Origin of the sequence: Flavonifractor plautii ATCC 29863, from assembly GCF_000239295.1 — a bacterium.
Lineage (GTDB): Bacteria > Bacillota > Clostridia > Oscillospirales > Oscillospiraceae > Flavonifractor > Flavonifractor plautii.
In genome coordinates, this window is the sequence record NZ_JH417796.1 from 1 (window position 1) to 5,897 (window position 5,897).

Below are 5,897 nucleotides of genomic sequence, written 5' to 3' on the forward strand. Positions count from 1 at the left end.
CAAACTAAAGTGCGAAAAAATCTTGACACGACCCAGTAAACTGGAAGCTGTCAATGGATCACCTGGTAACGCAATCTGAGATACGAGTTTTCCAAGACCATACATTCCTGCAATTTCAGCACGCCTAATTGGGATAATTCACTTTCTGACAGCAAAGACCTCCCGTCGATCAGTGTGGATGTATCCTTGCCGCCGACTAAAATAGGGGCGATCACAATATCAATATAATCAAACAGTTTTTCCCGAAGAAACAGCCCGTTCAATGTACCGCCGCTTTGTATGGTGATCCTTTGACAGCCATATTCTGACTTGAGTTGTGCAAGCGCGTCAGGTAAAGACAACTTGCTCTGACAGATGATATGAAGGTTGTCCTCATCCATCTGAAACGCTGGATGGTCTGCGTTGGAGGTGACCAGCACAAATTCTTTTGAGCGGGCGCAAAAATAGCGAATACCTTGTTTGGTCAAATGATGGTTGTCGATCATTACAAAGGAAACAGGCAACTTGTTCGGCATTTCCTTGGAGTTGACGCCTAGCTTTTCCTGTACTCTCCCAGAATTGAGCGACCACAGATCGGTTGTCTGCTCTATCTCATAATACTGGTGCAGTCCTTCTTGAACGCCCGCAATTTTGGGGAGATCTCTGTCTAAATCTAAATTATCTGTTGCCCCTGTGCTGATTTTTCCGTCAACAGACATAAGCATAAATAGCGTTGTGACCGGTCTATCCATTGTATCTCTCCTAACTCCGCGTTGTCGGTGAAATTAATATAAGGCAACACCCGCCGAAAAGCAACTTCTTTTGGCGGGTGTTAACTTCCTTACGGTATGGGCCCCAAGGCGGAGCTCCTTTTTGCATTTAAAGGGTGCGGATGGGACGGCAGGGGTTGCCGACGGCCACAACCCCCTCGGGAATGTCATGGACCACCACGCTGCCCCCGCCGATGACGGCGCGGCTGCCGATGGTGACGCCGGGCAGAACGGTGACGCCCCCGCCGATCCAAACGCTGTCCCCCACGGTGATGGGCTTGGCGTACTCCAGCTCCTCGTCCCGGAGGGTGTGGTCCAGGGGGTGGGCGGCGGTGTAGAAGCCGCAGTTGGGGGCCACCATGACGTTGTTACCGAAGGTGATGGGGGCGCAGTCCAGCATCACGCAGTTGTAGTTGCAGAAGAAGTTCTCGCCGATGGTGATGTGCCGGCCGTAGTCGCACCAGAAGGTGGATTTGATGGTGAAGTGTTCGCCGGTCCGGCCCAGAAGCTGCTGCAGCAGGGCGCGGGCCTCCTCCTTCTGATTGGGGTTGAGCTGGTTGAGGGCGTGGCAGAGCTCCATGGCCGTCCGGTGCATGGCCTGGAGCTCGCCGTCCTGGGCGTTGTAGAGCTGGCCGCCCAGCATTTTCTGATATTCCGTCATAGCAAATCACCTCAAACAAACGGGCGGGCGCATACAGCGCCCGCCCGACTCATGCCGGTCAGGATTCCGGTTTCGGGCCCTGGGGCCTGTCGCCCTTGGGCTTGCCCCGGTAGCGGCGGCGGTGGGGGCGCTTCTTCTCACCGGTGGGAGGGGCCGCTGTCCCATCGGAGGCCGGGGGTGGTGCGGCGGGCGCCTTGGGCTGCTTTTCCGGCCGGGGCGGACGCTGCTGCTCCCCCTTTTGCTTCTGCCTGGGGGGCTGAGCCTGCCTGCCCTCCTCGGCGGGCTTTTTGGCGGCGGACTCGGCGGACGGCCTGCTCCCGCCCCGGCCCCGGCGGCCCCGGCCGCGGGAGCGGCGCTCCCCTCCCTCGGCGGGCTTCTCCGGCTCGGCGGGGGCGACGCCCAGGCCGCTGAGGGCGGCGTCCACACTGCCGGACAGGCGGTGGGGCTCCTCCACAGGGGTGATCTTGCGCAGCTTGGCCAGCTCTTCCGGGGGAGGGGGCACATAGCCCTCGGGCAGCTTCCCCTTGCCGTTGCGCACCACGCAGATCTCGCAGTTGTGGAAACACTTGGGGGCCTCGGGCTGCTCCTCCAGCCGTACCTTCACGGTCTCCTTGAGCAGGTTGACCTGAGATACGGTGCCCACCCCCTCCGGGGTCTCCACAAAGGACTCGTTCTTGGGCATGCGGCGCACCGCGTCCTCATAGGCCTCCTGCTCGTATTTCAGGCAGCACATGAGCCGTCCGCAGGTGCCCGAAATCTTGGTGGGGTTGAGGGACAGGTTCTGGGTTTTGGCCATCTTGATGGACACCGGCTGAAACTCGTCCAGGAAGGTGGCGCAGCAGAAGGGCTTGCCGCAGATGCCCAGGCCGCCCAGCATTTTGGCCTCGTCCCGGACGCCGATCTGCCGCAGCTCAATGCGGGCGTGGAATACCCCAGCCAGATCCTTGACCAGAGCGCGGAAGTCCACCCGCCCCTCGGAGGTGAAGAAAAAGAGGATCTTGTTCCCCTCAAAGTTGTACTCCACTTCCACCAGCTTCATATCCAGGCCATGGGCGGCGATCTTCTCCTGGCAGATGGAAAAGGCCCGCGCTTCCTTCTCACGGTTCTTCGCCACGGTGTCCAGATCCTTCTCGGTGGCCAGGCGGACCAGGGGGCGCAGCGGCTGTACCACCGCCTCGTCCTCCACCATGGTGTTGCCCTGGGTACACTCGCCGTACTCCAGGCCGCGGGAGGTCTCGATAATGACCCCCTGACCGGGGGCCACGGCCTGTCCATTGGGGTCAAAATAATACTGTTTGCCTCCGCTTTTGAAGCGGACGCCGATGATTTCGGTCATGATTACCTCCGCATCAGGTGTATGGGCGGGGTCGGGCCCGCCCGGTCATAGGGTGCTCAGTGCCGCCCCCAGCCAGCCGGCCAGGTGCCCGGCCCCCACATTGGAGCCGCAGGCGGCGCGCAGCCGCTCCAGCACGCCCACCGCCTGGGTGAGCTGCCGGGGGGAGAGGGCGCGGGCGGCGCGCTCCGCCGCCTCACGCCGGCGGGGGTCGGACTCCCGCAGGGTTCCGGCGGAGCAGACGAGGGCATCCCGCAGCAGGAGAACGCCCTCGTCCAGCAGGGCGCGCAGCTGCTCCCGGTCCCACTTCTCCAGGGCCACGCAGTGCTCCAGCAGGGCCAGCTCGTCACCGCCGTCCAGGCGGCGCACCAGCTCCAGCGCGCCGTCCAGGGCCTGGGTGTCGCCTGCGGCCTGTCCCTCCAGCTCGGCGGCTGCCCGGCCAAGCAGGCCCTCGCAGCGGTCGGCGGCGGCCTGCCGGGCCGCCTGGGGCTGGTCGGGGTAGTGCTCGTCCAGCCAGAGCTCCGCCTCCCGCTGGGTGACGGGGGAGAGGGGGAGATGCTCACACCGGGAGCGCACTGTGGGCAGCAGGGCGGCGGCGTTATCGGTGAGCAGGAGAAAGGCGGCGTAGGCCGGGCCCTCCTCCAGAAGCTTGAGCATGGCGTTCTGGGCGCTGGCGTTCATGGCCTGGGCGTTCTCCAGGATGTAGACCTTGCGTTCGGCCTCGTTGGGCCGGATGTAGGCGTCGGCGCGGAGGGCGCGCACCTGGGCCACGCTGATATCCTTCCCGTCGTCCCCCACCCGCACGATGTCGGGGTGGATGCCCCCCTCCGCCTTGCGGCAGCCGGCGCAGGACAGGCAGGGCAAAGCGCCGCCCCGGCGGTCGCACACCAGGGCGGCGGCCAGCAGGCCCGCCAGGGTCCGCTTGCCGGAGCCCGCCGGGCCGCTGAGGATGTACGCGTGGGAGAGGCCCCGCCGGGCCGTCTCCAGCTCCAGCTGCCGCTTCAGCGGGGCGTTGCCCGCCAGCCGGGTCAGGTTCATAAAGACTCAGACCCGCTCAAACCGCTCGATATCCACCACGAAGATGGTGGCGCCGCCCACCACGACCTCCACGGGCATGGAGGGGTAGTAGCCGTAGCTCATCTCGGTGGTGGTGGGGGTCATTTGCTTGCGGCTGTGGGAATGCTCCCGGATGATGTCGATGACGGTCTGCACCTTCTCCTCGTCCACGCCGATGAGAATGGTCACGTTGCCCGCCATCAGAAAGCCGCCGGTGGTGGCCAGCTTGGTGGAGGAGAAGCCCTTCTTGGTCAGGGCCTGGGTGACGGTGTTGGCGTCATCGTGATTGATAATCGCAAGAATCAGTTTCATTGCTTTTCCCTCCTGAAGGAAAGACGCTCCTTTGCTCATTCTATGAGGCACACACAGGTTCGGAAACAACCTCAACGTCTTCCAGTGTATTATAACCTATTTGTTTCAAATAAGCGATAGTTTTTTTGCAAATTCGCTCCCCAGGCGCGAAAACAGGTACCCCGGGGGGATAGGGGGCCACCTGCTGGGCGCAGATGCGTCCCTCCGCGGCGGACAGGGGGAGGGAAATCCGGGGGGAAAAGAGGGCCTGACGGGGGGTGAGAACCGCCTCCGGCGGGGGCGGAGGCGGGGGCAGGGGAGCGCCGTCCCCCCAGGCCACGGCATCCAGGGCGGCCCGGAGGCGGGCAAAGTCCTCCTCCGTGTCGGCGCAGGTGGGGATGAACACCACATGGCCCGCGTCGGCCATCTCGGGCCACACCCCCATCCCCTCCAGGGCCGCCTGGGCGGCAAAGCCGTCGGGGGCGCGGAGCACCAGCCGGACAGGGTCCAGCGCCGGGCCGGACACGCTGGGGTAGTCCCGCCGCAGGGCGGCCACCTGCCGGGCGGCGGCCCGGTAGGCGGCGGCGCCCTCCTCCTCCATCCACGCCCGGCAGAGATCCAGGCAGGCCATCATGGGATAGGAGGGGCTGGAGGAGCCGTAGAGGGAGGCGGCCCGCCGCAGCCCGGCATGGGGAAACCGTTCCCCGGCCAACAGCAGGGCGCTCTGCCCCAGGGCGGGGAGGGTCTTGTGGGCCGATGTCACCACCAGATCGGCGGCGGAGAGGTGGTCATTTCCCAGGAACGGCAGATGGGCCCCGTGGGCTCCGTCCACCACCAGCACCCCGCCCCGCCGGTGCATCAGCTCCGCCAGGGCGGGAAGATCTGACAACATTCCGTAGTAAGTGGGTGAGGTTATACAGAGCGTCTTTGCGTCCGGGTATTCCTCCAGAGCCTGGGCCACCGCCGAGGGGGAGATGGGGCCGGTGATCCCCTCCGAGGCAAGCCAGGGCCGCTCCAGATAGACCGGCTTCAGGTCCAGCAGGGCCAGGGCGTTGTAGGCGGAGCGGTGGCTCCCCCGGTCCAGCAGCACCGTCTCCCCCGGTTTGCAGGCCAGGGCCAGGGCGGCATGAACCCCCTGGGTGGAGCCGCCGGTGAGAAACAGGCAGGAGTCCATGTGGAAAACCTCCGCCCAGAGGGCCTCCGCCGCCCCGATGGCCCCGCCCCCGGAGAAGAGATCTCCCGTGGGGGGCAGCTCGGTGAAGTCAATGGCCGCAATGGCCGCCAGCTCCGGCGCAGGCAGGGGTTTACCCTTATGGCCGGGCATGTGCATCCGCAGGGGCCGCTGGGCGGCAAAGGCCCGCAGAGTGTCGTACAGGGGGGTAGATCCCACAAAAAACGCCTCCAGTGTGGAAAAGTTGGTTTGAGTATAGCAGAATCCGGGCGGGGACACAAGTGGGAGCGGACCTTGTGGCCGCCCGTCCGGCCAAAGCCTGGGGCGGGGACAAAAGAGGTGGGCGGGTGTGGGCACCCGCCCCTACGTGTGAGCGTTGAAACGGGGGAGCAGCGGCAACCAGCCGTTCTCTGTAGGGGCGGCCCTTATGGCCGCCCGGACGGCGGGAGTCTGGGGCGGGGAGGAAAGAGGTGGGCGGGGACAAGCCCCGCCCCTACGCGTGAGCATTGAACGAGGGGAGCAGCGGAAAGCAGCCGCGCTTTGTAGGGGCGGCCCTTGTGGCCGCCCGGCTGGCCGGAGCCTGGGACGGGAATGAAAGAGGCGGGCGGGTGTGGGCACCCGCCCCTACGTGTGAGC

6 protein-coding genes are annotated in these 5,897 nt (G+C 64.9%); all 6 read right to left on the reverse strand.

The window, feature by feature from the left end:
* Positions 1-50: 50 nt before the first annotated feature.
* Positions 51-731 carry a dihydrofolate reductase family protein gene (locus tag HMPREF0372_RS10870; RefSeq protein WP_007492213.1) on the reverse strand — a complete coding sequence of 227 codons (681 nt, stop codon included), beginning with the start codon at positions 729-731 and terminating at the stop codon, positions 51-53.
* 127 nt (positions 732-858) lie between these two features.
* Complete coding sequence (locus tag HMPREF0372_RS10875) at positions 859-1,410, reverse strand: sugar O-acetyltransferase (RefSeq protein WP_007492214.1); 552 nt, start codon at positions 1,408-1,410, stop codon at positions 859-861.
* A gap of 58 nt (positions 1,411-1,468) precedes the next feature.
* Complete coding sequence (locus HMPREF0372_RS21185) at positions 1,469-2,746, reverse strand: PSP1 domain-containing protein (RefSeq protein WP_007492215.1); 1,278 nt, start codon at positions 2,744-2,746, stop codon at positions 1,469-1,471.
* A gap of 45 nt (positions 2,747-2,791) precedes the next feature.
* Positions 2,792-3,781 carry a DNA polymerase III subunit gene (locus HMPREF0372_RS21055; RefSeq protein WP_007492216.1) on the reverse strand — a complete coding sequence of 330 codons (990 nt, stop codon included), beginning with the start codon at positions 3,779-3,781 and terminating at the stop codon, positions 2,792-2,794.
* A gap of 6 nt (positions 3,782-3,787) precedes the next feature.
* Positions 3,788-4,111, reverse strand: a complete 324-nt coding sequence (locus HMPREF0372_RS10890) for a cyclic-di-AMP receptor (RefSeq protein ID WP_039997266.1) — start codon at positions 4,109-4,111, stop codon at positions 3,788-3,790.
* Between the two features lie 40 nt (positions 4,112-4,151).
* Entirely contained in the window at positions 4,152-5,480 is a 1,329-nt protein-coding gene (locus HMPREF0372_RS10895) for an aminotransferase class I/II-fold pyridoxal phosphate-dependent enzyme (protein ID WP_039997269.1), read from the reverse strand.
* Positions 5,481-5,897: the final 417 nt, after the last annotated feature.

Coding starts and splice junctions, on each gene's coding strand:
- HMPREF0372_RS10870 (WP_007492213.1), bottom strand. CDS start 731: ATGGATAGACCGGTCACAACGCTATTTATGCTTATGTCTGTTGACGGA.
- HMPREF0372_RS10875 (WP_007492214.1), bottom strand. CDS start 1,410: ATGACGGAATATCAGAAAATGCTGGGCGGCCAGCTCTACAACGCCCAG.
- HMPREF0372_RS21185 (WP_007492215.1), bottom strand. CDS start 2,746: ATGACCGAAATCATCGGCGTCCGCTTCAAAAGCGGAGGCAAACAGTAT.
- HMPREF0372_RS21055 (WP_007492216.1), bottom strand. CDS start 3,781: ATGAACCTGACCCGGCTGGCGGGCAACGCCCCGCTGAAGCGGCAGCTG.
- HMPREF0372_RS10890 (WP_039997266.1), bottom strand. CDS start 4,111: ATGAAACTGATTCTTGCGATTATCAATCACGATGACGCCAACACCGTC.